Annotated in this window: 22 protein-coding genes; 13 read left to right on the top strand and 9 right to left on the bottom strand. The window is 55.2% G+C overall.

What is annotated here, in order from left to right; genetic code table 11:
* Positions 1-5: 5 nt before the first annotated feature.
* Both pdxJ and acpS read left to right on the top strand, forming a co-directional pair.
* The gene (pdxJ, locus tag FDW92_RS07615) at positions 6-737 is read left to right on the top strand and encodes a pyridoxine 5'-phosphate synthase (protein ID WP_042306660.1); all 732 of its coding nucleotides are present in this window, start codon (positions 6-8) and stop codon (positions 735-737) included.
* Positions 737-1,117 (top strand): holo-ACP synthase, encoded by a 381-nt coding sequence (gene acpS / locus FDW92_RS07610; RefSeq protein WP_038642698.1) that lies wholly within the window; start codon positions 737-739, stop codon positions 1,115-1,117. Before pdxJ ends, acpS begins: the two co-directional genes overlap by 1 nt.
* Here acpS and FDW92_RS07605 read toward each other — a convergent pair.
* Together FDW92_RS07605 and FDW92_RS07600 are read right to left on the bottom strand one after the other, a co-directional pair.
* A complete protein-coding gene (locus FDW92_RS07605) occupies positions 1,114-1,374 on the bottom strand; it encodes a YfhL family 4Fe-4S dicluster ferredoxin (protein WP_038642696.1) in 261 nt (86 codons plus the stop codon). The genes acpS and FDW92_RS07605 overlap by 4 nt on opposite strands.
* A gap of 55 nt (positions 1,375-1,429) precedes the next feature.
* Positions 1,430-2,278, bottom strand: coding sequence for a MurR/RpiR family transcriptional regulator (locus FDW92_RS07600; RefSeq protein WP_042306662.1), 849 nt, complete (start codon positions 2,276-2,278; stop codon positions 1,430-1,432).
* A 117-nt stretch (positions 2,279-2,395) separates the two neighbouring features.
* Here FDW92_RS07600 and murQ point away from each other — a divergent pair, with 117 nt between their 5' ends.
* The 4 genes from murQ to tadA are packed head-to-tail and all read left to right on the top strand — an operon-like array spanning position 2,396 to position 5,857.
* A complete protein-coding gene (murQ, locus tag FDW92_RS07595; RefSeq protein WP_042306686.1) occupies positions 2,396-3,289 on the top strand; it encodes an N-acetylmuramic acid 6-phosphate etherase in 894 nt (297 codons plus the stop codon).
* Positions 3,290-3,298: 9 nt separating this feature from the next.
* A complete protein-coding gene (locus FDW92_RS07590; RefSeq protein WP_042306665.1) occupies positions 3,299-4,663 on the top strand; it encodes a PTS transporter subunit EIIC in 1,365 nt (454 codons plus the stop codon).
* A 3-nt stretch (positions 4,664-4,666) separates the two neighbouring features.
* The gene (yfhb, locus tag FDW92_RS07585; RefSeq protein ID WP_042306667.1) at positions 4,667-5,302 is read left to right on the top strand and encodes a phosphatidylglycerophosphatase C; all 636 of its coding nucleotides are present in this window, start codon (positions 4,667-4,669) and stop codon (positions 5,300-5,302) included.
* Between the two features lie 57 nt (positions 5,303-5,359).
* Complete coding sequence (tadA, locus tag FDW92_RS07580; protein WP_042306669.1) at positions 5,360-5,857, top strand: tRNA adenosine(34) deaminase TadA; 498 nt, start codon at positions 5,360-5,362, stop codon at positions 5,855-5,857.
* 40 nt (positions 5,858-5,897) lie between these two features.
* On the opposite strand, the gene mltF is transcribed toward tadA, so the two are convergent.
* Positions 5,898-7,448 carry a membrane-bound lytic murein transglycosylase MltF gene (gene mltF / locus FDW92_RS07575; RefSeq protein ID WP_042306672.1) on the bottom strand — a complete coding sequence of 517 codons (1,551 nt, stop codon included), beginning with the start codon at positions 7,446-7,448 and terminating at the stop codon, positions 5,898-5,900.
* A gap of 257 nt (positions 7,449-7,705) precedes the next feature.
* On the opposite strand from mltF, the gene purL reads away from it, so the two are divergent.
* From purL to glnB, 5 genes are all read left to right on the top strand, one after another.
* Positions 7,706-11,593, top strand: a complete 3,888-nt coding sequence (purL, locus tag FDW92_RS07565) for a phosphoribosylformylglycinamidine synthase (protein WP_042306674.1) — start codon at positions 7,706-7,708, stop codon at positions 11,591-11,593.
* Between the two features lie 580 nt (positions 11,594-12,173).
* Positions 12,174-13,604, top strand: a complete 1,431-nt coding sequence (gene qseE, locus FDW92_RS07560) for a two component system sensor histidine kinase QseE/GlrK (RefSeq protein WP_137349370.1) — start codon at positions 12,174-12,176, stop codon at positions 13,602-13,604.
* Positions 13,605-13,626: 22 nt separating this feature from the next.
* On the top strand, positions 13,627-14,370 hold the full coding sequence (gene qseG / locus FDW92_RS07555; protein ID WP_042306679.1) for a two-component system QseEF-associated lipoprotein QseG: 744 nt from the start codon (positions 13,627-13,629) through the stop codon (positions 14,368-14,370).
* The gene (gene glrR, locus FDW92_RS07550; protein ID WP_304441077.1) at positions 14,370-15,704 is read left to right on the top strand and encodes a two-component system response regulator GlrR; all 1,335 of its coding nucleotides are present in this window, start codon (positions 14,370-14,372) and stop codon (positions 15,702-15,704) included. Before qseG ends, glrR begins: the two co-directional genes overlap by 1 nt.
* 60 nt (positions 15,705-15,764) lie before the next feature.
* Positions 15,765-16,103 carry a nitrogen regulatory protein P-II gene (gene glnB, locus FDW92_RS07545; RefSeq protein ID WP_002914032.1) on the top strand — a complete coding sequence of 113 codons (339 nt, stop codon included), beginning with the start codon at positions 15,765-15,767 and terminating at the stop codon, positions 16,101-16,103.
* A 96-nt stretch (positions 16,104-16,199) separates the two neighbouring features.
* Here the strand turns inward: glnB and hmpA are convergent, their stop codons facing one another.
* A complete protein-coding gene (gene hmpA / locus FDW92_RS07540; RefSeq protein WP_079223111.1) occupies positions 16,200-17,390 on the bottom strand; it encodes an NO-inducible flavohemoprotein in 1,191 nt (396 codons plus the stop codon).
* Positions 17,391-17,716: 326 nt separating this feature from the next.
* On the opposite strand from hmpA, the gene glyA reads away from it, so the two are divergent.
* The gene (glyA, locus tag FDW92_RS07535) at positions 17,717-18,970 is read left to right on the top strand and encodes a serine hydroxymethyltransferase (protein WP_032939458.1); all 1,254 of its coding nucleotides are present in this window, start codon (positions 17,717-17,719) and stop codon (positions 18,968-18,970) included.
* Positions 18,971-19,048: 78 nt separating this feature from the next.
* On the opposite strand, the gene hcaD is transcribed toward glyA, so the two are convergent.
* From hcaD to hcaE, 5 genes are read right to left on the bottom strand one after another with little or no spacing between them, the layout of a single operon-like run.
* The gene (hcaD, locus tag FDW92_RS07530) at positions 19,049-20,251 is read right to left on the bottom strand and encodes a phenylpropionate dioxygenase ferredoxin reductase subunit (RefSeq protein ID WP_042306696.1); all 1,203 of its coding nucleotides are present in this window, start codon (positions 20,249-20,251) and stop codon (positions 19,049-19,051) included.
* A gap of 9 nt (positions 20,252-20,260) precedes the next feature.
* The gene (hcaB, locus tag FDW92_RS07525; protein WP_042306699.1) at positions 20,261-21,073 is read right to left on the bottom strand and encodes a 3-phenylpropionate-dihydrodiol/cinnamic acid-dihydrodiol dehydrogenase; all 813 of its coding nucleotides are present in this window, start codon (positions 21,071-21,073) and stop codon (positions 20,261-20,263) included.
* Positions 21,073-21,390, bottom strand: a complete 318-nt coding sequence (gene hcaC, locus FDW92_RS07520; RefSeq protein WP_042306700.1) for a 3-phenylpropionate/cinnamic acid dioxygenase ferredoxin subunit — start codon at positions 21,388-21,390, stop codon at positions 21,073-21,075. Before hcaC ends, hcaB begins: the two co-directional genes overlap by 1 nt.
* Positions 21,390-21,908 (bottom strand): 3-phenylpropionate/cinnamic acid dioxygenase subunit beta, encoded by a 519-nt coding sequence (hcaF, locus tag FDW92_RS07515; RefSeq protein ID WP_042306702.1) that lies wholly within the window; start codon positions 21,906-21,908, stop codon positions 21,390-21,392. Before hcaF ends, hcaC begins: the two co-directional genes overlap by 1 nt.
* A complete protein-coding gene (hcaE, locus tag FDW92_RS07510; protein ID WP_042306704.1) occupies positions 21,905-23,266 on the bottom strand; it encodes a 3-phenylpropionate/cinnamic acid dioxygenase subunit alpha in 1,362 nt (453 codons plus the stop codon). Before hcaE ends, hcaF begins: the two co-directional genes overlap by 4 nt.
* Positions 23,267-23,401: 135 nt before the next feature.
* Here hcaE and hcaR point away from each other — a divergent pair, with 135 nt between their 5' ends.
* Entirely contained in the window at positions 23,402-24,295 is an 894-nt protein-coding gene (gene hcaR / locus FDW92_RS07505) for a DNA-binding transcriptional regulator HcaR (RefSeq protein WP_042306706.1), read from the top strand.
* The last annotated feature ends 2 nt before the right edge of the window (positions 24,296-24,297 follow it).

The following is a 24,297-nucleotide window of genomic DNA, read 5'->3' as shown; positions in this document are numbered from 1 at the left end:
TTGTCATGGCTGAATTACTGTTAGGCGTCAACATTGACCACATTGCCACTTTACGTAATGCTCGCGGCACCGCATACCCGGACCCGGTTCAGGCGGCGTTTATCGTTGAACAGGCGGGCGCAGACGGCATTACTGTGCATCTGCGTGAAGACCGTCGCCATATCACCGACAGAGACGTGCGTATTCTGCGTCAGACGCTGGATACGCGTATGAATCTGGAAATGGCGGTAACCGAAGAGATGCTGGCGATTGCCATTGAGACTAAGCCGCATTTTTGCTGCCTGGTGCCGGAAAAGCGCCAGGAAGTTACCACTGAAGGTGGTCTGGATGTCGCCGGTCAACGCGACAAGATGCGTGACGCCTGTAAACGCCTGGCGGATGCCGGCATCCTGGTTTCACTGTTTATCGATGCCGATGAAGAACAGATCAAAGCCGCTGCTGAAGTTGGCGCGCCGTTTATTGAAATTCACACCGGCTGTTACGCTGATGCGAAAACTGACGCGGAACAGGCCAGCGAACTGGCGCGTATTGCGAAAGCGGCAACTTTTGCCGCAAGCCTTGGCCTGAAGGTGAATGCGGGTCACGGTCTGACGTATCACAACGTTAAGGCCATCGCGCGGATCCCGGAAATGCACGAACTGAACATCGGTCATGCCATTATCGGACGCGCAGTGATGAGCGGTCTGAAAGACGCGGTAGTAGAAATGAAACGCCTGATGCTGGAAGCGCGTGGTTAATGGCGATTTTGGGATTAGGTACGGATATCGTGGAGATTGCCCGCATTGAAGCGGTGATCTCCCGCTCCGGTGACCGTCTGGCAAGACGCGTGCTCAGCGACAACGAATGGGCAATCTGGGAAACGCATCAGCAGCCGGTGCGTTTTCTGGCGAAGCGTTTTGCGGTTAAAGAGGCAGCAGCAAAAGCCTTTGGTACGGGTATTCGCAACGGCCTGGCGTTTAACCAGTTCGAGGTCTTTAACGATGAACTCGGTAAGCCGCGTCTGCGGTTATGGGGGGAGGCGTTAAACCTGGCGGAAAAACTCGGCGTCGCACATATGCATGTGACGCTGGCCGATGAGCGTCACTACGCCTGCGCCACGGTGATTATTGAAAGTTAGATTTTGTCCGCGTGATGCATCTGGACGAATTTATCCCACAACTGCTCTTCACTCTCTAAATGTGCCGGATCTTTCAAAATAGTATTGGGGATCGGGCACACCTTCTGGCAGGTTGGCGTGTCATAATGGCCTACGCATTCCGTACATTTGTCACTGTTAATCTCGTAAATGCTGTCACCCATCGAAATCGCCTCATTCGGGCATTCAGGTTCGCACATATCGCAATTGATACATTTTTTAGTGATTAACAGGGCCATCAGGAAACTCTCAAAACATCACAAATCGGGCGGTCATTATACGCGCATTCTTTGCTCAGACCAGTTTTTTTACCAGTGCTTCGCTGTGGCGAATACGTTCCGGAGCATGTTCCAGATCCTGTTGCACCAGCGCCATAAACAGTAAATCAGTGAGCATCATTTGCGCGTGGGTGGAGGAAATCGCTGCGCTGCGTGTGGCCTGTTCCTCAGCAATCGTATACAGACAATGACTTGCGCGTTGCTGGAGGGCATTGGGCGTAAATCCGGTGATGGCGAGAATTTTGGCCCCGGTACGCAGCGTTTCATCTGCCGCCAGATTAAGCTCGCGGCGTTCACCGGTGTACGAAATAGCCAGCAGTAGATCGCCTGGCGAAAGCGCCTGCACCGTCGCCAACAGCGCGTGCATATCGCGTTCTACCACCGCGTTAAAACCAATCTTCAACAGCTTCCAGGCAAAATTCTGCGCTACCAGACCCGATGCGCCAATACCGGTCAGAATAATACGTCGGGCAGAGCGCAGCATCGTGACGCTCTCCAACAGTTTTTCTTCGCTGTTAATATCCAGCGTCGCATGCATCGCCGCCACGTTCTCCTTAATCAGCTTTTCACCCACCAGACGCATAGGGTCATCACCTCGGATCTGATTATGCACCGGAACAGAATGGGGGTTGGGATTGCTGGCCAGCGCTTCGCTAATCGCCAGTTTGAGTGCCGGAAATCCTTTAAAGCCTAATTTTTGCGCGAACTTCACCACGCTGGACTGGCTGACGCCCGCTTCGAAGGCCAACTGCTGTGAGCTGAGATGACGCGCGGTATCCGGTTGAGCAAGGAGATAATCCGCAAGTTTTTTATCGCTTTGCGCGAGGTCCGGGTAACGCTGACGAATGCGAATTAAACAGTTCATGCTGTCTCCTGGCGAAAACGTGATGGCGATTACAAAACAAAATTTCCCTCGCCTGGATGAATATAATATTCCATTATGACAGATTATTATGAATTAAAAATTCCTAAGGACCAAAAAATGAATCTCGGTGCATTAGTTTCAGAAACCCGTAACCCTCAGACCATGGATCTTGATGCGCTCTCCACGCTGGAGTTGGTTCATCGTTTTAATCAACAGGATACGCTGGTAGCAGAAGCAGTAAAAGCCACTCTTCCTGAAGTTGCGCTAGCGGTCGATGCGGCGGCTGATGCGCTTAAGGCGGGCGGACGCATTATATACATGGGCGCGGGTACCAGTGGGCGTCTTGGGGTTCTGGATGCGTCTGAATGCCCACCGACTTTCGGCGTACCGCACGGTCTGGTGGTTGGCCTGATAGCCGGAGGACCGGGCGCGTTGCTGAAGGCGGTTGAGGGCGCGGAAGATAACCCGCAGTTAGGTGAAGACGATCTGCGTACGATCAACCTTACCACAGTGGATCTGGTGGTTGGTCTGGCGGCTTCAGGTCGTACGCCGTATGTGATTGGCGGGCTGAAATATGCCCGGACGGTGGGCTGTACGACGGTGGCGATTTCCTGCAATCCGGACTCTCCTATCGCTCATGAAGCGGATATTGCCATCTCCCCCGTGGTGGGGCCGGAGGCCCTGACGGGGTCTACTCGACTGAAATCCGGCACCGCGCAAAAACTGGTACTCAATATGATCTCCACCGGTGCGATGGTGAAGTTTGGCAAGGTGTATCAGAACCTGATGGTGGATATGCAGGCCACCAACGTCAAACTGGTCGATCGGGCGTGTCGCATGGTGGTTGAAGCCACGGGTATTGCGCGTGAGCAGGCGCAAGCACTGTTAAAGCAGACTGACTTTGAGGTTAAACCCGCCATTTTAATGGCGCTCACCGGCCTGGACGCCGCTGCCGCCCGCGAAAAGCTTGCCGCTCACCAGGGTTTTTTACGCGCGGCGTTAGAACACTAAGAGGTGTATATGGATAAGACGGCGGTGCTGGCCAGCGACATTCTGCTGGGCGTTGGCGGAGAGAAAAATATTCTGCGCCTGGAAAACTGTATGACCCGTGTCAGGGTGGAAGTCCGGGATGAGGGTCAGCTCGATGTATCCCGACTTAAGAAACTGTCCGGTGTCAGCGGTTATGTGAAGCAGGGCGCGCAGCACCAGATCATCGTCGGCCCCGGTAAAGCCGCCAGGGTGGTGGATGCTATGCGCTCCCTGATTGCCGATGGCGGCGAGCGCACCGATGTACATGATATCGAGCGCACGAAGTCAGCGGCTAAAGCGAAATACAAAGCGCCGATGAGCGATGCGTTGCGTAAGCTGGCGAACGTCTTTATCCCTCTTATTCCGGCGTTTATCGCCTCCGGTTTAATTACCGGCATTATTAACATCCTTAAGCGGCCGGATATCGTCGGGGATTTTGCGACCCACTATCCGAATTTACTTGGACTGATGGGCATATTTGGCAGCGCCGTGTTTGCCATTATGAATATTCTGGTCGGGGTGAATACCGCCAAAGTCTTCGGCGGCTCTCTGGCGATGGGTGGGGTGATGGCGGGGATCCTCTCCAGTCCGCAGCTGGCGCAAATTACCCTGTTTGGCGAAACGTTGCAGCCGGGGCGCGGCGGGGTAATCGCCGTGCTGTTGGTGGTAGCGTTGATGTGCTGGATCGAACGCAAATTCCGTGAACTGCTGCCGGAATCACTGGAACTGATCCTTAACCCACTGCTGACCACCATTATTACCGGGGCTATTGCGATAGTGGCGCTGCAACCGTTGGGTGGTTGGATTTCCGAATCTATCGCTCACGGCGCATCCTGGGCTATCGATCGCGGCGGTTTTCTGGTCGGCGCTATACTGGCGGGAACCTTCCTGCCGCTGGTGCTCACCGGGCTTCATCAGGGGTTAGTGCCTATCCACGTCGAACTGGTGCAGGCGCACGGTTATAACGCGCTCTTCCCAATCCTTGCAATGGCGGGTGTTGGGCAAATCGGTGCTGCGATTGCGGTGCTGATGAAAACCCGCAACGCACGACTAAAAAAGGTGATCAAAGGGGCGTTGCCGGTTGGATTATTGGGGATTGGCGAACCGCTGATTTTTGGCGTTACGCTACCGTTGGGTAAGCCGTTTATTGGTGCCTGTCTTGGCGGAGCGGTAGGCGGGGCGCTGATAAGCTACTGGAAAGTGGCGACGGTTATCACCTTTGGTATCTCAGGATTACCGCTGGCATTAACGATTGTTACCGGAAAAGTGATGCTCTATCTGTTAGGCTATCTGGTAGCAGTTATTGCCGGGTTTCTGTTTACCTGGCTATTGGGGTTCAACGATCCAGAGGAATAAAGCTTGACCAATCACCAGCGCCGCGTTGTCTTTTTTGATTTGGATGGCACGTTACATCAGCAGGATATGTTCGGGAGTTTTATTCGTTATCTGCTGCGCCGCCAGCCGCTGAACGTGCTGCTTGTGCTGCCTCTGTTACCGGTGATTGCGCTGGCGTTGTTGATAAAAGGACGCGCGGCCCGCTGGCCAATGAGTCTGCTGTTGTGGGGATGCACTTTTGGTCGTAGCGAGGCGCGTCTGAAAGCGCACCAGGCCGATTTTGTACATTGGTTTCGCGATAACGTGACGGCGTTTCCGCTCGTACAGCAGCGGCTGACCACTTATCTGTTGAGTTCTGACGCCGACATCTGGCTTATCACCGGTTCCCCACAGTCGCTGGTGGAGCAGGTTTACTTTGATACTCCGTGGCTACCGCGCGTCAATCTGATCGCCAGTAAAATGGCGCGGGGATACGGTGGCTGGGTGCTGCCTCTGCGCTGTCTGGGGCATGAGAAAGTGACACAGCTGGAACGCCAGATTGGCGCGCCGCTGCAACTTTATAGTGGTTATAGCGACAGTAAGCAGGACAACCCGCTGCTCTCTTTTTGTCAGCATCGCTGGCGCGTCACGCCGCGTGGGGAACTGCAACAACTCGAATAGAGTAAACGATAGCGTCTGTGTATAATGCGCCCGCTTTGATTACTGGAGTTACCCCCTTTGTCTGAAGTTGAATTTAGCCACGAATACTGGATGCGTCATGCTTTAACGCTGGCTAAGCGCGCCTGGGATGAGCGTGAAGTCCCGGTGGGCGCGGTATTAGTGCATAATAACCGCGTCATTGGCGAAGGCTGGAACCGACCGATTGGTCACCATGATCCCACGGCCCATGCTGAAATTATGGCGCTGCGTCAGGGCGGCCTGGTGCTGCAAAATTATCGTCTGTTGGATGCCACGTTGTACGTCACTCTGGAGCCGTGCGTGATGTGCGCTGGCGCGATGGTGCACAGTCGTATCGGCCGGGTGGTGTTTGGCGCGCGCGATGCGAAAACGGGGGCGGCGGGTTCATTAATTGACGTGCTACATCACCCTGGAATGAATCATCGGGTTGAAGTGACAGAGGGAATCCTGCGGGATGAATGCGCCACGATGCTCAGCGATTTCTTTCGTATGCGTCGTCAGGAAATTAAAGCCCTGAAAAAATCCGCCAATGCGTAAATGCCGGTCTGATTGCCTGATGTTTATCAGGCCGATAAGACTACTTTTCCTCTTTCTTTTGCGCTGAAAACAGCAGAGAAGGGGAGTGCGTCAGGTAGTTTGACGACGTCTGAGACAGAAACGCGGAAAGCGGGAATTTCTCTTTACTTAATAACTCCGCGGGCGACACCGCCGGGTAATCCTGCGCCAGCTGCTGCTTTTCCTGCGCCTGCTTTTCTTTTTCTTGCAGATATCCCACCAGGCTTATCTGGTATTTACGGATATTTTCCACATAGGCGTAGGCTTCATGACCACGCGCATAACCATAGGTCAGCTTGTTGTAATACGGCTTTTGACTGAGCAGCGGTAGCCGCTGTTTTACATCGGACCAGCTATTCGGATTGCCTTTGGTTTTGACCGTCAGCGCCCGTGCGTCCAGCATATGCGCATAACCCATATTGTAGGCGGCAAGCGCAAACCAGATCCGTTCTCCTTCCGGGACAGTATCCGGCACTTTACTCATCATATCCTGCAAATAACGCGCGCCGCCGCTGATGCTCTGTTCTGCATCGGTACGGTCAGTCAGCCCGAGGCTCTGGGCGGTATTTTTGGTCAACATCATCAGCCCGCGTACGCCGGTCGGGGAGGTGGCCTGCGCGTCCCAGTGCGACTCCTGATACGAGATTGCGGCAAGCAGCCGCCAGTCTATTTCTTGCGCATATTTTTCAAATAGCGGCTTAAGGTCTGGCAACACGCTATCGACGGCGCGCAAAAAGGTGCGGGTGTCGACATAGTCAAAATCATCGCCATGCCCGAGGTATTTCTCTTCCAGTCGCGCCAGAGAGCCATCTTCATTCATGGAATTAAAGAAATCCAACAGGGCGGCGGACAGAGTGTTGTCATCGTCCAGTCGACTAAACCAGGTCACCGGTTGTTCGTCGGAGACGTCCAGCGCGACGGCCAGCTCAGGGTGTACGCGTTGGTACAGGCTGATGGCGACGGAATCGGCAATGGTGTAATCCAGCTTACCGGCGATAACATCATCCAGCAGTTCAGTGGTGCCCTTTTTGTCATCCACTTTCCAGCTCAGATCGGGAAATTTTTTCTCTTTTAGCTGCTGGAGGTCGTTAACCACCACGTGCCCCGGGGCGATGGTCAGTTGGTTATCGTTCACGGTGGCCAGGGTTCGGGGGCGATATTGACCGACCCGATACACTAACTGTTGTGAAACCGAATAATAGGTCGGGCCGGGCTGGTAATTTTTCACCCGCTCGCTGTTATACACCAGACCTGCGGCTAACAGATCGGCATCCCCGTTATCCAGGTCGTCAAACAGCTGGCTGATGTTCTGGCGCACAGTGATTTTTAACTTCACGCCTAAGTAGTTGGCGAACGCCTGGGCCAGTTCATAATCCAGACCGAATTTTTTCCCGTTGAGGGTTGCATAAGTTAATGGCGAGTCAATGGTACTGACGCGCAGTTCTCCCCGCGACTGAATGGCGGCGATACGATTTTCGGCTTTACCGAACCAGGGAATGGATGGCCAGAGGGCCGCTGCCAACAACAGCGTTAATATGCCGATGAACAGATAATTAATCTTTAATTTTTTCAATTAGTTAATTCTCTGAACCGTACGTTGTCTCTGCCTGCTGTGGTGTTGTTTAAGAAGTGAAATCGTCATTAATGAGCGGCATTTTGCTTAAACTTGCGTCAGTTGGCAACTTATTCAGAATACAGACCGCATTTGATGATAAGACGAGACCGCGATTTTATTTCGACGCAAACGGTTTCGTCGGCGCGGTAGATTCTTTATAATACCGCCCGTTTCCCCCACTTGGGCACACCGAAAGCTTAGAAGACGAGAGACTTATGATGGAAATTCTGCGTGGTTCACCTGCACTGTCTGCATTCCGTATTAACAAACTGCTGGCACGTTTTCAGGCTGCCAACCTCCAGGTCCACAATATTTACGCCGAGTACGTCCATTTTGCCGATCTGAACGCACCATTGAATGAGGATGAGCACGCACAGCTTGCACGCCTGCTGAAATATGGTCCAGCTCTTCACAGTCACGCTCCTGAGGGCAAACTGCTGCTGGTTACCCCTCGTCCGGGCACCATCTCCCCGTGGTCTTCTAAAGCGACTGATATTGCCCATAATTGCGGCCTACAACAGATTAGCCGCCTGGAACGTGGCGTTGCTTACTATGTCGAAGCTTCTACGCTGACTGCGGAGCAGTGGCAGGAGGTTGCCGACGTACTGCACGACCGCATGATGGAAACGGTTTTCTCTGCGCTAAACGATGCCGAAAAACTGTTTGCGCATCATCAGCCTGCACCGGTCTCCAGCGTCGATCTGCTCGGCCAGGGACGCCAGGCGCTGATCGATGCTAACCTGCGTCTGGGTCTGGCGCTGGCGGAAGACGAAATCGACTATCTGCAGGATGCGTTCAGCAAACTGGGGCGCAACCCGAACGACATCGAATTGTATATGTTTGCGCAGGCTAACTCTGAGCACTGCCGCCACAAGATTTTTAACGCCGACTGGGTTATCGACGGTAAACAGCAGCCGAAGTCGCTGTTTAAGATGATCAAAAATACCTTTGAAACCACGCCGGACCACGTGCTGTCTGCCTATAAAGACAACGCCGCGGTGATGGAAGGTTCCGAAGTCGGACGTTACTTTGCCGACCACGAAACCGGTCGCTACGATTTCCATCAGGAGCCAGCCCATATCCTGATGAAGGTAGAAACCCATAACCACCCAACCGCCATCTCTCCATGGCCGGGCGCGGCAACCGGATCCGGCGGTGAAATTCGTGATGAAGGCGCAACCGGGCGCGGCGCGAAGCCGAAAGCCGGGCTGGTGGGCTTCTCTGTTTCCAACCTGCGTATTCCTGGCTTCGAACAGCCGTGGGAAGAAGATTTCGGCAAACCGGAACGTATCGTTACCGCGCTGGATATCATGACCGATGGCCCGCTGGGCGGTGCGGCGTTCAACAACGAATTTGGTCGCCCGGCGCTGACCGGCTACTTCCGTACCTACGAAGAGAAGGTTAACAGCCACAACGGTGAAGAGCTGCGCGGCTACCACAAACCGATTATGCTGGCGGGCGGGATCGGCAACATCCGTGCCGATCACGTGCAGAAAGGCGAGATCGTCGTCGGCGCGAAGCTGATCGTTCTCGGCGGCCCGGCGATGAACATCGGCCTCGGCGGCGGGGCAGCGTCCTCTATGGCCTCGGGTCAGTCTGATGCCGACCTCGACTTCGCCTCCGTACAACGCGATAACCCGGAAATGGAACGCCGCTGTCAGGAAGTTATCGACCGCTGCTGGCAGATGGGCGATGCCAACCCGATTCTGTTTATTCACGACGTCGGTGCGGGCGGTTTGTCTAACGCCATGCCGGAGCTGGTCAGCGATGGCGGTCGCGGCGGTAAATTCCAGTTGCGCGATATCCTCAGCGACGAGCCGGGTATGAGCCCGCTGGAAATCTGGTGTAACGAATCTCAGGAGCGCTACGTGCTGGCGGTTGCCGCTGACCAGTTGCCGCTGTTTGACGAGCTGTGTAAGCGTGAGCGCGCGCCGTACGCGGTGATTGGCGAAGCCACCGAAGAGCAGCATCTGACCCTGAGCGACAGCCACTTCGACAATCAGCCGATCGATATGCCGCTGGACGTGCTGCTGGGCAAAACGCCGAAGATGACCCGCGACGTGCAGACGCTGAAAGCTAAGGGCGATGCCCTGAATCGTGGCGAAATCTCGATTGCAGATGCGGTGAACCGCGTACTGCACCTGCCGACGGTCGCTGAGAAAACGTTCCTCGTAACCATCGGCGACCGTACCGTTACCGGTATGGTGGCGCGTGACCAGATGGTCGGGCCGTGGCAGATCCCCGTGGCTAACTGTGCGGTGACCACCGCCAGCCTTGATAGCTACTATGGTGAAGCGATGTCTATCGGCGAACGTGCGCCAGTCGCTCTGCTGGACTTCGCAGCTTCTGCCCGTCTGGCTGTAGGTGAAGCGCTGACTAACATCGCGGCAACACAGATTGGCGACATCAAACGCATTAAACTCTCCGCAAACTGGATGGCGGCCGCGGGTCACCCGGGTGAAGATGCCGGGCTATACGAAGCGGTAAAAGCCGTCGGGGAAGAATTGTGTCCGGCGCTTGGCCTGACTATTCCGGTAGGTAAAGACTCGATGTCGATGAAAACCCGCTGGCAGGAAGGCAACGAGCAGCGAGAAATGACCTCGCCGCTGTCGCTGGTGATCACCGCTTTTGCCCGCGTGGAAGATGTGCGTCACACTATTACTCCACAGCTCTCTACTGAAGATAATGCCCTGTTGTTAATTGACCTTGGTCTGGGCCACAACGCACTGGGCGCAACGGCGCTGGCGCAGGTTTACCGTCAACTGGGCGACAAACCGGCCGACGTACGTGACGTGGCGCAGTTGAAAGGCTTCTACGACGCCATTCAGGCGCTGGTCGCACAGCGCAAGCTGCTGGCCTACCACGACCGCTCCGACGGTGGCTTGCTGGTGACGCTGGCGGAAATGGCTTTCACCGGGCACTGTGGTATTGAGGCTGATATCAGCACCCTGGGCGACGATCGCCTGGCGGCGCTGTTTAACGAAGAGCTGGGCGCGGTGATCCAGGTTCGCGCCGCTGACCGTGATGCGGTGGAAGCCATTCTGGCGGCCAACGGCCTGGCAGACTGCGTACACTACCTCGGCAAAGCCGTCGAAGGCGACCGCTTCACTCTCTCCGCTAATGGACAGTCGGTGTTCAGCGAAAGCCGTACCACCCTGCGTATGTGGTGGGCAGAAACCACCTGGCAGATGCAGCGTCTGCGCGACAACCCGGAATGCGCCGATCAGGAACACGACGCTAAAACCAACGACGCCGATCCAGGCCTCAACGTTAAACTGACGTTCGATATCAATGACGATGTTGCCGCGCCGTATATCGCCACCGGCGCACGTCCAAAAGTCGCTGTACTGCGCGAGCAGGGGGTGAACTCCCACGTCGAGATGGCGGCAGCTTTCCACCGTGCGGGCTTCGATGCTATCGACGTACACATGAGCGATCTGCTGGGCGGGCGTATCGGTCTGGGGAATTTCCAGGCGTTGGTAGCCTGCGGCGGATTCTCTTACGGCGATGTGCTTGGCGCCGGGGAGGGCTGGGCGAAGTCGATTCTGTTCAACAACCGCGTGCGTGACGAGTTTGAAACCTTCTTCCATCGCCCGCAAACGCTGGCGCTTGGGGTGTGTAACGGTTGTCAGATGATGTCTAACCTGCGCGAGCTGATCCCGGGCAGCGACTTGTGGCCGCGCTTTGTGCGTAACCACTCCGATCGTTTTGAAGCCCGCTTCAGCCTGGTCGAAGTGACGCAAAGCCCATCTTTACTGCTCAGCGATATGGTTGGATCAATGATGCCGATTGCCGTTTCTCACGGTGAAGGCCGTGTGGAAGTGCGTGACGACGCGCATCTGGCTCAGCTTGAGAGCAAAGGCCTGGTGGCGCTGCGCTACGTTGATAACTTCGGTAAGGTGACCGAAACTTACCCGGCTAACCCGAATGGTTCACCGAACGGTATTACTGCCGTTACCACTGAAAACGGTCGCGTCACCATTATGATGCCGCACCCGGAACGTGTGTTCCGCACCGTGGCTAACTCCTGGCACCCGGATAACTGGGGCGAAGACAGCCCGTGGATGCGTATTTTCCGCAACGCGCGTAAACAGCTCGGTTAATTCGCTCAATAATCATTAAGCCCCTCCCGCGAGGGGCTTTTTTTTGCCTGTCTCTCTGTACGCCGCCATCCGGCAATAAACTCAGCGCTTGCACCGCAAAATTAAAGTGTCGGGAAACCCCGACATAGGTGGGAGTAGGCTGTCGCCAAAAAGAGACATTTAACTATTTGATTTAAAATGGTTTTGTTTTTAGGTGCTACAGGTGTTGCTGATTGGCGACAGGAAGTGCAAAAAAACGGCAAAACCATTTTTAGCGTGAATAACGATATTTTTCATATCTATCATTGTGTTAACAAAGTGTTTTGAATTTTGGCACAGATACTGCATAATATTAACCAGTGGCTCATTCACCTTCTTATGTCAGCCCCTTCGGGAAGCGCTACATAAACTTCGAATGACGCACAACAAGGTGCCTGCCGTCCAACATCTGATATTAGCATGGCTCATATCAACCTCCGGGCGAAACGTCGAGTTAGGCACCGCCTTATTCCACAACAAAGCCGGGTTAATCCCGGCTTTGTTGTATCTGGCGTTCCCCTCAGTTAGCATCAAGTTATTCCTGTCCAATGGGAGTAACGCCTTGAAGCGCTGGTCAGTTTTCCCCCGATCTTTACGTCAATTGGTTATGTTGGCATTCTTGCTGATTCTGCTGCCGTTGTTAGTTCTGGCCTGGCAGGCGTGGCAAAGCCTGAATGCTTTGAGCGCGCAGGCGGCGCTGACGAACCGCACCACGCTGATTGACGCCAGACGCAGTGAGGCGATGACCAACGCCGCGCTGGAGATGGAGCGTAGCTACCGGCAGTATTGTGTGCTTGATGATTCAACGTTGGCAAAGGTCTACCAGAGTCAGCGTAAACGCTATAGCGACATGCTGGATGCGCATGCGGGCGTGTTGCCGGATACCAAGCTTTATCAGGCATTACGTCAGGATCTCAACGACCTGGCGCAATTACAGTGCAATAACAGCGGTCCAGATAGCGTAGCGGCAGCCCGGCTGGAAGCGTTCGCCAATGCCAATACCGAGATGGTACAAGCAACGCGCACCGTGGTCTTTTCTCGTGGCCAGCAACTACAGCAGGAAATTGCCGAACGTGGGCAGTTCTTTGGCTGGCAGGCGCTGGTGCTGTTTCTCGTCAGTCTGGCGATGGTACTGCTGTTCACTCGCATGATTATCGGCCCGGTGAAAGGCATAGAAAGGATGATCAATCGGCTGGGGGAAGGGCGTTCGCTGGGCGACAGCGTATTATTTACCGGGCCGCGTGAGCTGAGGTCTGTCGGTCAGCGCATTATCTGGTTGAGCGAACGTCTTTCCTGGCTTGAGTCGCAACGGCATCAGTTTTTACGTCATCTTTCCCATGAGCTGAAAACGCCGCTGGCGAGTATGCGCGAAGGGACGGAGTTGCTGGCCGATCAGGTTGTGGGACCGCTAACGCCGGAGCAAAAAGAGGTGGTCGGTATTCTGGATGACAGCAGCCGTAACCTGCAAAAGCTGATTGAGCAGCTTCTTGATTACAACCGCAAGCTGGCGGATGACGAGGTTGAGCTTGAGAGTGTGGAAATCGCGCCGCTGGTTGAAAGCGTTGTTTCTGCACATAGTCTGCCCGCTCGCGGCAAAATGATACATACTGAGGTAGCGCTTGAGGCGAACACCTGCCTGGCAGAACCGATGCTGTTGATGAGCGTGCTGGACAATCTTTATTCCAATGCGGTGCACTATGGCGCTGAATCCGGTAACATTTGGATCCGCAGCAGTTTGCATGGCTCAACGGTATACATCGATATAACGAATACCGGTACACCGATTCCAGAAGCAGAACAGACCATGATCTTCGAGCCTTTTTTCCAGGGTAGCCATCAGCGAAAAGGGGCGGTAAAAGGAAGCGGGTTGGGGCTGAGCATTGCCAGAGATTGCATCCGCCGTATGCGAGGCAAACTGTATCTGGTTGATGACTATGCACAAAGCGTTTGCTTTCGCATAGAATTGCCGCTATCTGCTGCAAAAAATCACTAAAATAAACCTAAGTCTGGTGAGTATGCCACACGTTGTTGTCCGAATGCTTAAACGACATTTTTTCCGCCGCATCATCCTCGCAAGCCTGCCGTGTCTGGCGCTGGCCGGGTGCGTGCCGAACGCGGTGAATCATATTATCGGCGACCCCTCGCAGGAGAAAATTCCGCCTTACCAACTGGCGGACTATCTTGCAACCGACTGTAGCGATATCTGGTCGCTGTCTGGTCAGCCCACAGACACCAATCCGCTATACTGGCTGCGGGCGATGGATTGCGCCAATCGCCTGATGCCGGTACAGGCGCGCAGTGAAGCCAGTATGATGGTGCCAGATACCTGGCAGGGGGCTTTCAGGCGCGGGATCCTGCTCGATAACGCCAATATTACGCCACCTGAAAGACGGGAGGCTGTTACGCGCCTCGACGCATTAAGCCCGCAAATTCCGCCGCAAGTAAGACCCCTGTATCAGGTCTGGCTCAGCAGCCAAACGCTACAACTGCAGCTTGCCGAAGAGCGTATGCGCTACAGCAAACTCCAGCAAACATCGGACAGTGATCTGGATACTCTGCGTCAACAGCAGCAGCATTTGCAGTCCCAGCTCGATCTCACAACCCGTAAGCTGGAAAATCTGACCGATATTGAACGTCAGCTTTCCACGCGCAAACCTGCCGGCAGCTACAATCCTGATGCGCCGCACGGAAATGATAAACTCACCACGCCTGATAACGAGGATGGCACTGCGCCATCTGCCGATGAGGTCACACCATGATAAGCCGTAAGCCCGCACATCTGCTGCTGGTGGATGACGATCCGGGCCTGTTGAAATTGCTCGGTATGCGACTGACCAGCGAAGGCTACAGCGTCGTAACCGCAGAAAGTGGGCAGGAAGGGTTACGGGTGCTGAACCGCGAAAAAGTGGATCTGGTTATCAGTGACCTGCGCATGGATGAAATGGACGGCATGCAGCTGTTTACTGAAATCCAGAAAGTGCAGCCTGGAATGCCGGTTATTATCCTCACTGCTCACGGTTCCATCCCTGACGCCGTTGCCGCGACGCAGCAAGGGGTGTTCAGTTTTCTCACCAAGCCGGTGGATAAAGACGCGTTATACCACGCGATTGATGGTGCATTGGAACAGTCTGCGCCAGCCACTGATGACAGTTGGCGTGAGTCCATCGTCACCCGCAGTCCGCTGATGCTGCGTTTGTTAGAACAGGCGCGGATGGTCGCGCAATCAGATGTTAGCGTATTGATTAACGGTCAGAGCGGAACCGGGAAAGAGGTGTTTGCCCAGGCGATTCATAATGCCAGCCCGCGTAGTCACAAGCCTTTTATTGCCATTAACTGTGGCGCGTTACCGGAACAACTGCTGGAGTCCGAACTGTTTGGGCATGCGCGCGGTGCCTTTACCGGGGCGGTAAGCAATCGTGAGGGCCTGTTTCAGGCGGCGGAAGGCGGGACGCTGTTTCTTGATGAGATTGGCGATATGCCCGCGCCGTTACAGGTCAAATTGCTGCGCGTTTTACAGGAGCGCAAGGTCAGGCCGCTGGGCAGTAACCGCGATATCGACATTGATGTGCGCATTATATCCGCTACCCACCGCGACCTGCCGAAAGCGATGGCGCGGGGCGAGTTTCGCGAAGATTTGTACTATCGCCTCAACGTGGTAAGCCTGAAGATCCCGGCGCTGGCCGAGCGTACGGAAGATATTCCGTTGCTGGCAAACCATCTGCTGCGACAGTCTGCAGAACGGCATAAGCCGTTTGTGCGCGCCTTTTCTACCGACGCCATGAAGCGCTTGATGACCGCCAGTTGGCCGGGCAATGTGCGTCAGTTGGTCAACGTGATCGAGCAGTGCGTGGCCTTGACCTCTTCGCCGGTGATCAGCGATGCGCTGGTGGAGCAGGCCCTGGAAGGGGAGAACACCGCGCTGCCGACGTTTGTAGAAGCGCGCAATCAGTTTGAACTCAACTACCTGCGCAAGCTGCTGCAAATCACAAAAGGCAATGTGACCCATGCGGCGCGAATGGCGGGGCGCAACCGCACCGAATTCTACAAGTTGCTCTCTCGCCATGAGCTGGATGCAAACGATTTCAAAGAATAAATCTGCGGATTATGTTAGTTTTATTCGATCAAAAGACAGGCGACCTTTTCAAGGAATAGCATGAAAAAGATTGATGCGATTATTAAACCTTTCAAGCTGGACGACGTCCGTGAAGCGCTGGCTGAAGTCGGTATTACCGGTATGACAGTGACAGAAGTGAAAGGGTTTGGCCGTCAGAAAGGCCATACCGAGTTGTACCGTGGTGCGGAATACATGGTTGATTTTCTGCCGAAGGTAAAAATTGAAATTGTGGTTACCGACGACATCGTCGATACCTGCGTTGACACCATTATCCGTACCGCGCAGACCGGTAAAATCGGTGACGGTAAGATTTTTGTTTTCGACGTGGCGCGCGTTATTCGTATTCGTACCGGTGAAGAAGACGACGCGGCAATCTAAGCCGCGTCATGCTTGCCGGATGGCGGTGTAAACACCTTATCCGGCCTACAACATCCCGTAGGCCGGATAAGCGCAGCGCCATCCGGCATGACGTGATTACAATACTTTATGCGGGCCGAAGCATTCGTAATGAATGTTCTCGTTTTTCACGCCCAGACCGACCAGTTGCTTCGCGGCGAACTGCATAAAGCCGACCGGGCCGCACAGATAAAACTGCATCGCCGGATCGCTGATTGCCCCTTCCAGTTTGTTCAGATCCATCAGACCAATGCTATCAAACGCACCTTTCGCGCGATCGGCTTCGGTTGGCTCACGATACCAGGTATGTGCGCTAAAGCGTGGCAGCGTTTTGCCGAGTTCTTTTACTTCATCGGCGAAAGCATGTACATCGCCATTTTCCGCCGCGTGGAACCAGTTAACCTGCGCCGTATGATGCGCTTTTGCCAGCGTATCCAGCATCGCCAGCATCGGCGTTTGGCCCACGCCTGCGGAAATCAGCGACACCGGCGTATCGGTCGCAACGTCCATAAAGAAATCGCCTGCAGGCGCGGCCAGGTGAACCACATCGCCGACATTGGCGTGGTTATGCAGCCAGGTTGAAACCTGACCACCATCCTCGCGCTTCACGGCAATACGGTAGCCTTTGCCATCTGGCTTACGGGTCAGTGAGTACTGACGAATTTCCTGATGCGGGAAACCTTCTGGTTTCAGCCAGACGCCCAGGTATTGACCCGGATGGTATTCAGCCACAGCGCCGCCGTCGACGGGTTCAAACTCAAAGCTGGTAATCGCGCGGCTTTGCGGCGTTTTCGCCACGATACGGAAAGGACGCGTACCTTTCCAACCGCCGGTTTTGCTGGCGTTTTCGCTGTAGATTTGCGCTTCACGGTTAATAAACACGCCCGCCAGCACGCCGTATGCTTTGCCCCACGCATCCAGCACTTCCTGGCCCGGGCTGAACATTTCGTCCAGCGTGGCCAGCAGGTGACTTCCTACGATGTTGTACTGCTCTGGTTTAATCTGGAAGCTGGTATGTTTCTGCGCGATTTTCTCAACGGCTGGCAACAGCGCTGCCAGGTTGTCGATGTTGCTGGCATACGCGGCAATGGCGTTAAACAGCGCTTCACGCTGATCGCCATTGCGCTGGTTACTCATGTTGAAAATTTCTTTCAGCTCTGGGTTATGCGTAAACATGCGATCGTAGAAATGGGCGGTCAGCTTCGGGCCTGTTTCAACCAGCAGGGGAATGGTGGCTTTCACTGTAGCGATGGTTTGTGCGTCAAGCATACGGTCTTCCTTTATCTGAAACTTTAATGATGTATGTCAAATGCATCTTATAAAAAATACCCCTGCATTGTAAATGGTTCTTTGTAACTTTGCGTTGTAAAGGTTACATCGTGAAAAATCTGCATCACAAACCTGAAAAGAAATCCGTTGAAATTCAGCAGACCTTTGTTCTCCAAAGCCTTGCGTGCCGTGAAGGTAATCGTTTGCGTAAAATCCTTTGTCAAGACCTGTTATCGAAGAATGATTCGGTTATACTGTTGGCCGTCGTCCAACGGGACTGCCTTTTTAGGCCGAAATTCTATTGTTAGCTGAGTCAGGAGATGCGGATGTTAAAGCGTGAAATGAACATTGCCGATTATGATGCCGAACTGTGGCAGGCTATGGAGCAGGAAAAAGTACGTCAGGAAGAGCACATCGAACTGATCGCCTCCGAAAACTATACCAGCCCGCGTGTTATGCAGGCGCAGGGTTCTCAGCTGACCAACAAATACGCTGAAGGTTATCCGGGCAAGCGCTACTACGGCGGTTGCGAATACGTTGATATCGTTGAGCAACTGGCTATCGATCGCGCGAAAGAGCTGTTTGGCGCTGACTACGCTAACGTCCAGCCGCACTCTGGCTCTCAGGCTAACTTCGCTGTCTACACCGCGCTGCTGCAGCCGGGCGATACCGTGCTGGGTATGAACCTGGCGCAGGGCGGCCACCTGACTCACGGCTCCCCGGTTAACTTTTCCGGCAAACTGTACAACATCATTCCTTACGGCATTGATGAGTCCGGTAAAATTGACTACGAAGACATGGCTAAGCAGGCTAAAGAGCACAAGCCGAAAATGATTATCGGTGGCTTCTCTGCCTACTCCGGCGTGGTTGACTGGGCAAAAATGCGTGAAATCGCTGACAGCATCGGCGCATACCTGTTCGTCGACATGGCGCACGTTGCCGGTCTGATTGCCGCTGGCGTTTACCCGAACCCGGTTCCGCACGCTCACGTTGTCACCACCACCACGCACAAAACCCTGGCGGGTCCGCGCGGCGGCCTGATCCTGGCGAAAGGCGGTGATGAAGAGCTGTACAAAAAACTGAACTCCGCCGTGTTCCCAAGCGCGCAGGGCGGCCCGCTGATGCACGTGATCGCGGCGAAAGCCGTGGCGCTGAAAGAAGCGATGGAGCCAGAGTTCAAAGTTTACCAGCAGCAGGTTGCGAAAAACGCCAAAGCGATGGTGGAAGTGTTCCTGAACCGCGGCTACAAAGTGGTTTCTGGTGGGACTGAAAACCACCTGTTCCTGCTGGATCTGGTTGATAAAAACCTGACCGGTAAAGAAGCTGACGCCGCACTGGGCCGTGCTAACATCACCGTCAACAAAAACAGCGTACCGAACGATCCGAAGAGCCCGTTTGTGACTTCCGGTATCCGTATCGGTTCTCCAGCTGTTACTCGCCGTGGCTTTAAAGAAGCGGAAGTGAAAGAGCTGGCTGGCTGGATGTGTGATGTTCTGGACAATATCAATGATGAAGCGGTAATTGAGCGCATCAAAGGTAAAGTGCTGGATATCTGCGCACGCTTCCCGGTTTACGCATAAGTCATATTGATTGCTGGACCTTATCCGGCCTACAGGTAACTCATGTATAGGCCGGATAAACGAAGAGACATCCGCAAGTTATAGTGACTTAAGCAAGATTGTTTCATCGACTAAAGCTGCCACTGGCGGCTTTTTCTTAGCCTGAATCCATTTCCGCAATAAGCGCATTTCCCGGCCCTGGTTCAACGTCACTGCGCCGACAATGACATCATTCTGCAGACTAAACCATATTGCTTTCTGCGCATCAGGATCGCCACGTACGAGCCAACTTTCTCCCTGCATTTCACCAACAAATTGCAGGTTATCACTGTATTGATCGGTCCAGAACCAGCCCGGCGTGGCTTCTGGCAGGGGTAAACCGAGCATAGCAGCAGCGGCAACCTGCGCCTGGAAGTTGGCATTTTCCCAGCTTTCGATGCGCCTTAACGAGCCGTCCGGCTGGCGAATGAGCGCCACATCACCGGCGGCGAAAATGGCTGGGTCGGTGGTGGCACAGGTGCTATCGACAATAATACCGTTAGCGGTTTCCAGCCCCGCCTCGCGTGCCAGCGCATCGTTCGCCACGATGCCGATGCCGTAAACCACGGCATCAGCCTGTAGCGTTTCGCCATTTTGCAGGGTAAGCGAGAGGAACTCGCCCGCTTCGGCGTGCTCAATGGCGCTATTGAGCAGCACCCGCACGCCGGCTAACTGATGGCGAGCGAGTAAATAATCGCGTACCGGAGCCGGCGCATTGCGGCCCATCACCGTTGACGCCAGTTCGACCACCGTCACCCGGCAGCCACGCTGGGTAGCGCTGGCCGCCAGTTCCAGGCCAATGGTGCCCGCCCCGACAATCACAATGGCTTTGCCCGGCTGTAACGTCGTGCGCAGGCGTTCGGCATCGCCCGCGTGACGCAGGGTAAAGCAGCGCTCGCCCAGCGCATCCAGCAACGGCAGCGGCCTGGCGGCGGCCCCGGTCGCCAGCAGCAGTTGCGTCCAGCGGTAGGTTTGCCCATCGGCGAGCGTTAGCGTACGTGAGGCGCGATCGATCTCGCGTAGCGTAACGCCCAGATGCAGCTGCACGTTGTGTTCCTGCCACCAGCTGGCGGGGAGCACCGGCTGAAGCTGTGGGTTATCGTTCAGCAGCATCGCTTTCGACAGCGGCGGGCGCTCGTAGGGCAGATGCGCTTCGTCAGAAAAGAGGTGTAACGGCCCGCTAAACCCCTGCTGACGTAGCGCAGCGGCGGCCATCGCGCCCGCCTGGCCGCCGCCGATGATGGCAATAATCTGTTCGTTCATGCTTGCTCCTTACAGCTCCAGACCGGCCGCCACGTGGCGGATCCCACGGATCCCCAGACCAGCGTCGGCATTGATCATCACGCCGCTCAGCGTGCGGTTGTTACGCCGCGACGCCAGCATCACGTACGGGCCGGTAAAATCGGCCGGATCGGGGAAGAACTGTAGCGGCAGAATGGCGGCGATTTTCTCCGGCGTAAGCGACTGCATAATCGATGTGTCGTTTTGCCCCAGCGCCTGCGGGCCGCGCAGATCGGTCGCCATGCCGCACGGGCCGACGCCGTTCACCCGCACTTTGGGGGCGAGTTCGTAGGCCAACTGGCGAATCAACCCGGTGGCCGCGTGCTTACTGGCGGTATACAGCGGCCCGCCGCCGCCGGGATACCACGCGGCGTTAGACAGGGTAAAGATGATGCTGCCTTCGCTGGCGATTAACGCCTGGGCGCAGGCTTTTGCACCCAGCAGGTAACCCAGCACGTTAACGTTAAACAGCTCGTGGAAGCCGCTCTCCAGCGCCTCGGCGGACGTATTGACCAGCGAAGCATTGTGATCCCAGATACCCGCGTTGCCGATAAAACAATCCAGCGTGCCGAAGGTGGTGAGGATACTATCCACCGCGCGCTGGTAGTCGGCGTAGAAGGTAACGTTGCCTTCTACCGCCAGCACATGATCGCCAAAGCGCTGGCGCAGGCTGGCAACCTTCGCCGCGGACAGCTCGAGTGTGGCGACTTTCGCACCTTCTTCAATAAAGCGTTCTACCAGTGCCAGCCCCAGCCCGGAGCCACCGCCGGTAATAAACACAACGTTATCGCGTAAATCGCTCATCAGGACTCCTCAGGTAAATCAATAAACACCTCGCCGCCTTCCACATGCACCGCATAGGTGGTGAGCGGATCGGTGGCGGGCAGGCACAGCGCTTTGCCGGTTTTCAGGCAGAAGCTGGCGGCGTGCAGCGGGCACTCCACCGTGGCGTCGTCTTCCAGATAGCCCTCTGACATCGAGGCGTTACCGTGACTACAGCGATCGTTAATGGCATAAAACTCACCGCCAACGTTAAACAGCGCGATAACGGGAGAGGTTTCCAGCCGGAGGGCTTCACCTTCCGGCAGCTCCGTGGCGGAGCAGGCAAATATGCGGCTCATCAGAACAGTACACTCAGGTTGTGGGAGCTGATCACCGCCTGATCGAGCACGATCTCACGCTCCAGTAAGCGCCATTCGTCGCCCGGCAGACGACGGACTTTATCCATGCGCGTGCCGACGTAGAACGTCTCGTCACGCTCTTTTTGTGCGCGGTACAGCAGATAGTTCAGGCGCACGGCGAATACGTCCGGCTGGTCGGTTTCGCTCACCTGCAGGTTGCTGATCATGTGGCGGGTGCGAGAAGGAGGCTCCTCCGCCCACGCCATGCCGGTTTCCAGCCGCGCGATGCGGCGCTCAAGCTGGTCTTTGTTGTCGTTGAAAATCCAGGTGGTCGGCGGCTGTACGCCTTTACGGCGGTCGCGCGTCTGGGCATTCACCGTGGTCCGCATGGTGTAGCGAATGCCTTCATCCAGTTGCGCCAGCCAGTCGCGAAACTGCCAGTCGTCCAGCAGACGCGCTTCTTCATACAGGAACTGGCTGATGCGGTGATGCAGCTCAGGGGAGACTAACGCGCTCATTTCATCACCTCCTGCTGGTATGCGGCGGTTTTTTCCTGCACTTCCTGCCAGCTTTCGCTGCTTAATAAATCGGCCCAACGCTGATACATGCCGCGGGCGGCGGTTTCCGAGAAGATATAGTTGGTGATCCCCGGAATGCCGTCTTCACGGCGTTTTTCCTGGCCGAGACCCATCTCCAGGCACAGGTTGGTGTTGCGTGCCCGGTGGCCTTTCAGAAGTTTTTGAATCTCACACCAGTTTTCCGAGTCGTCCTGCTCAAGGAACCCCGCCGGGCCGAAGGCGCGGGTGGCGCTGTTTTCAAAAGCGGCTTTGACATCATCAGAGGCGGCTTTATCGGCGATGCAGAACGCCCATACTTCGACTTTGTCCGGTCCGCGCGGATGCCAGACGCGCAGCGTGGCGGTGCCGTTCAGCCAGGAGAGCGTGGGGAAAATGTTATTGTGACCGGCGAGACGCAGCGCGCGTACCTTGCCCAGACGCTGCTCGGCCTCTTCATAAGTATCGCGATAGTAGCTGGAGACTTCGCCATCGACCCAGACGTTGGCGTCCGGTTTCTCGGTAAAGAAGAAGCCGCTGCCGTGCCCGTCCTGGCCGAACTGCAGCGCGTCTTTGGCGGTTTCCCAGACCGGGCGAGCGGTTTGACCGTCTCCGAGGCGTTTGTCGCTGCCGTCATCCTTCGCGCCCAGTACCTGCACGGCGGAAGCGTGGCTGAACAGCGCGTGATACTGGTCGCTGGCGAACTGTTCAGCGGGGAATTTCCAGTTACAGTCGATGGTCCATTTCTGCACGCCGCCGACGATTTCAGTGCCGCCTTCACGGCGATCCAGCACGCCGTCGAGATACCAGGCGATGTCGCCGAGATAATCGCGCAGATTTGGCGCGGTGGTATCCCAGTTACCGAAAATCAGCCCTTTGTAGCTCTCGACGCACGGTACTTCGTTCAGGCCCCAGTGGGATTTGCACAGCCCTTGCGGGTAGGAGCGCGGCTCCAGCGGCACGTCGATCAGCTCGCCGTTAATGCCGTACGACCAGCCATGATACGGGCAGGTGAAGGCGCGGGTGTTACCGCAGTCGGCATAACTCACGCGCATCGCGCGGTGGCGGCACTGGTTGAGAAACGCTTTGATGCTGCCGTCCTTCTGGCGCACCACCACCACGGCGTCTTCGCCCATATAAGTGTTAAAGAAATCGCCCGGTTTGGGGATTTGGCTTTCGTGGGCGAGAAACAGCCAGCAGCGTCCGAAGATGCGTTCCAGCTCCAGTTGGTAAATGTCAGGGTCGGTGTAAATCCGTGGGGTTACGCGACCGTGTTGGGTATCAATCAGTTGGTAGATGTCTAAATTTGAGGGTATGGTCATATTTTTTAATCCTGAAAGCTAAGATGTATTGACCTTCTTTTTTTGTACCCTAAGGATGTTGCTGGTTAGTTATCAATCTGTGAAATAGTAAATTTCTACCAGTTGAGACATTTTTTCGATAACAAGGAGAAGGGCATGGAACTGAGGCACTTACGCTATTTTGTAGCGGTGGCGCAGGCGCTGAATTTCACCCGGGCGGCAGAAAAACTGCATACCTCTCAGCCCTCGTTAAGCAGTCAGATCCGCGATCTGGAGGCCTGCGTGGGGGTTCCCTTGCTGGTGCGGGACAAGCGCAAAGTTGCGTTAACGGCAGCAGGTGAATGTTTTTTACAGGATGCGTTGGTGATCCTCGAACAGGCGGAAAATGCCAAAGTTCGCGCCCGTAAAACGGGGCAGGAAGATAACCATTTCGCTATCGGCTTTGTCCCTTCCGCAGAGGTAAATCTGTTGCCCAAGGTGCTGCCTTTGTTTCGTTTAAAACAACCGGATACGCATATTGAACTGGTCAGTTTGATCACCACCGAGCAGGAGGAGAAGATCCTGCGCGGAGAGCTGGACGTTGGCTTAATGCGTCATCCGGTTTACAGCCCAGAGCTGGATTATCTGGAGCTGATTCATGAGCCGCTGGTGGTAGTGTTACCGGTGAATCATCCGCTGGCTAATGAGAAAGCTATATCGGCACAGCAACTGCACGGCGTCAATTTTGTCGGCACCGATCCCGCTTATTCCGGCGCGTTAGCAATGATTGTAAAAAACTGGTTTCAGCAGCAAAAAAGCCAGCCCAATATCGTGCAGGTGGCGACCAATATTCTGGTGACCATGAACCTGGTTGGCATGGGGTTGGGGGTGACTTTGATACCCGGTTATATGAATAATTTTAATACCGGACAGGTGGTTTTTCGCCCCATTATTGGTGATGTTCCAACCATCGCGTTGCTGATGGCGTGGAAAAAGGGGGCACTGAAACCGGCACTGACCGACTTTATCGCCACGGTGCATGAACGTTTAGCCGTGAGCGTTGTGGATTAACG

Origin of the sequence: Citrobacter sp. wls706 (assembly GCF_005281305.1) — a bacterium.
Taxonomy (GTDB): domain Bacteria; phylum Pseudomonadota; class Gammaproteobacteria; order Enterobacterales; family Enterobacteriaceae; genus Citrobacter; species Citrobacter werkmanii.
This window is presented reverse-complemented; position numbering and strand designations above follow the sequence as displayed.

Excerpts from the sequence above, each read along its gene's own strand:
- pdxJ (WP_042306660.1), top strand. The coding sequence starts at position 6 with ATGGCTGAATTACTGTTAGGCGTCAACATTGACCACATTGCCACTTTA.
- acpS (WP_038642698.1), top strand. The coding sequence starts at position 737 with ATGGCGATTTTGGGATTAGGTACGGATATCGTGGAGATTGCCCGCATT.
- FDW92_RS07605 (WP_038642696.1), bottom strand. The coding sequence starts at position 1,374 with ATGGCCCTGTTAATCACTAAAAAATGTATCAATTGCGATATGTGCGAA.
- FDW92_RS07600 (WP_042306662.1), bottom strand. The coding sequence starts at position 2,278 with ATGAACTGTTTAATTCGCATTCGTCAGCGTTACCCGGACCTCGCGCAA.
- murQ (WP_042306686.1), top strand. The coding sequence starts at position 2,396 with ATGAATCTCGGTGCATTAGTTTCAGAAACCCGTAACCCTCAGACCATG.
- FDW92_RS07590 (WP_042306665.1), top strand. The coding sequence starts at position 3,299 with ATGGATAAGACGGCGGTGCTGGCCAGCGACATTCTGCTGGGCGTTGGC.
- purL (WP_042306674.1), top strand. The coding sequence starts at position 7,706 with ATGATGGAAATTCTGCGTGGTTCACCTGCACTGTCTGCATTCCGTATT.
- qseG (WP_042306679.1), top strand. The coding sequence starts at position 13,627 with ATGCCACACGTTGTTGTCCGAATGCTTAAACGACATTTTTTCCGCCGC.
- glnB (WP_002914032.1), top strand. The coding sequence starts at position 15,765 with ATGAAAAAGATTGATGCGATTATTAAACCTTTCAAGCTGGACGACGTC.
- hmpA (WP_079223111.1), bottom strand. The coding sequence starts at position 17,390 with ATGCTTGACGCACAAACCATCGCTACAGTGAAAGCCACCATTCCCCTG.
- glyA (WP_032939458.1), top strand. The coding sequence starts at position 17,717 with ATGTTAAAGCGTGAAATGAACATTGCCGATTATGATGCCGAACTGTGG.
- hcaD (WP_042306696.1), bottom strand. The coding sequence starts at position 20,251 with ATGAACGAACAGATTATTGCCATCATCGGCGGCGGCCAGGCGGGCGCG.
- hcaB (WP_042306699.1), bottom strand. The coding sequence starts at position 21,073 with ATGAGCGATTTACGCGATAACGTTGTGTTTATTACCGGCGGTGGCTCC.
- hcaC (WP_042306700.1), bottom strand. The coding sequence starts at position 21,390 with ATGAGCCGCATATTTGCCTGCTCCGCCACGGAGCTGCCGGAAGGTGAA.
- hcaF (WP_042306702.1), bottom strand. The coding sequence starts at position 21,908 with ATGAGCGCGTTAGTCTCCCCTGAGCTGCATCACCGCATCAGCCAGTTC.
- hcaE (WP_042306704.1), bottom strand. The coding sequence starts at position 23,266 with ATGACCATACCCTCAAATTTAGACATCTACCAACTGATTGATACCCAA.
- hcaR (WP_042306706.1), top strand. The coding sequence starts at position 23,402 with ATGGAACTGAGGCACTTACGCTATTTTGTAGCGGTGGCGCAGGCGCTG.